The organism is Nocardioides sp. CPCC 206348, from assembly GCF_048654705.1.
In the GTDB taxonomy this organism is placed as follows: domain Bacteria; phylum Actinomycetota; class Actinomycetes; order Propionibacteriales; family Nocardioidaceae; genus Nocardioides.
The window spans coordinates 31,688-33,349 of the sequence record NZ_JBMCZA010000190.1 but is presented as its reverse complement, the minus strand read 5'-3'; the positions used below and the strand labels follow the sequence as shown (position 1 = coordinate 33,349).

2 protein-coding genes are annotated in these 1,662 nt (G+C 72.3%); both read left to right on the top strand.

Going from position 1 to position 1,662, the window contains the following annotated elements; all coding sequences use genetic code 11:
- Nucleotides 1-531, top strand: a 531-nt coding sequence (locus ACOADB_RS16005; protein ID WP_378600541.1) for a TetR family transcriptional regulator, incomplete at its 5' end; no start/stop codon positions are given.
- Nucleotides 532-604: 73 nt separating this feature from the next.
- On the top strand, nt 605-1,662 hold a 1,058-nt coding region (locus ACOADB_RS16000), incomplete at its 3' end, for a hypothetical protein (RefSeq protein ID WP_378600539.1).

Here is a 1,662-nt window from a genome sequence, read left to right as displayed (position 1 = left end):
CTCTCCCTGCGACAGGTCGCGAAGGAGGTCGGCATCGTGCCGACCGCGTTCTACCGCCACTTCCCCTCGATCGACGACCTCGGCCTGGCGCTGGTCGAGGAGTCCCTCGACACCTTGCGCAGCCTGCTGCGCGAGCTGCGGCACACCGTCGGCAACGACGCCCGTTCGATCATCGACGGATCGGTCACGGTCCTGGTCGAGCAGGTCCGCCAGCACCACGCCCACTTCGGCTTCATCGCCCGCGAGCGGTTCGCCGGTCCGCAGCCGGTCCGCGAGGCGATCGCCCACGGCATCGAGCTGGCCGAACGCGAGCTCGCCACCGACCTCGCCCACCTGCCCGGCACCGACCAGTGGTCGGAGATCGACCTGCAGACGCTGTCCTCGCTGATCGTCGGCGCCATGGTGACCACTGCCGAGCGACTGCTGACGGCCGGGCCCGGGTCCCCCGCCGAACGCAGGATCGCCGACAGCACCCGCGCCCAGCTCCGGATGATGCTGATCGGCGCCAAGCACTGGCGCTCGGAGCGCTGACGACGCCACGGGCCGACCGTCACGCTCGTCACGTTCGATGGACGTGGCCCGCCACGACCGTCACGATGGCGCGGTGCCTGCCGCTCCCCTGACGACCACGCTCGGTACCGCTGCCCGCAACGCCTGGGCGATCTCGCCCTTCGGCGACGGCGTCGAGCAGTACGACGGCCTGCCGGCGACCGTCCTCAGCGACGAGCCGCACCGCCGCCTGACCCGCTACGACCGCACCACGTCTGCGACGGCGTCCCGTCCCGTGTTGCTGGTGCCGCCGCTCGCCGTGTCCGCACGGTGCTTCGACCTGCGACCCGGCCAGAGCCTGGCCGCCCACCTGGTCGGCGCCGGCCGGGCGACGTACCTCGTGGACTACGGGGCGATCGGGTTCGCGGACCGCGCCATGGGCTTCGAGACGTGGGTCGACGACATCCTGCCCACGGCGATCCACCAGGTCCTCGCCGATCACCGGGCCGACGGTGTCGACGCCGCTGATGGCGTCGACCTGGTCGGCTGGTCCCTCGGCGGCACGATGAGCCTGCTGACGGCTGCCTCGCACCCCGGACTGCCCATCGCGTCGCTCACGGCGTTCGGCACGCCGATCGACTACCGGCAGATCCCGGCCGTGCAGCCGCTGATCACCGCCGACCGGCTGATCGGATCGCGCGCGATGGTGGCACCGACGGCCGTCCTGGGCGGCGTACCCCGGCACCTGGTCCGCGCCAGCTATCGCGCCATGGCACCGCGTCGCGAGATGACCAAGGCCCTCCACCTGGCCCGGCACCTCCTCGACACCGAGGCACTGGCCCGCACCATCGCGATCGACGACTTCATCGGCGAGATGCCCGGCTACCCGGGCCGCGCGTACCACCAGATCCACACCCGCCTCATGGCGCGCAACGAGCTCCACTCCGGCGTGGTCCACCTGAGCGGTGACCGCGCGGTCCGCCTCGACGCCATCACGGCGCCGGTGCTGTTCGTGGGCAGCGAGACCGACAACATCGCCAACGGCCCGTCCGTCCGCGCGGGCGTGGACGTCGTACCCGGCGCGCGCTACGCCGCCGCAGACGGACTCAGCCACCTCGGCCTGGTCGCCGGTCCCCGCGCCGCCCAGCTGAGCTGGACGGCGATGGACGACTT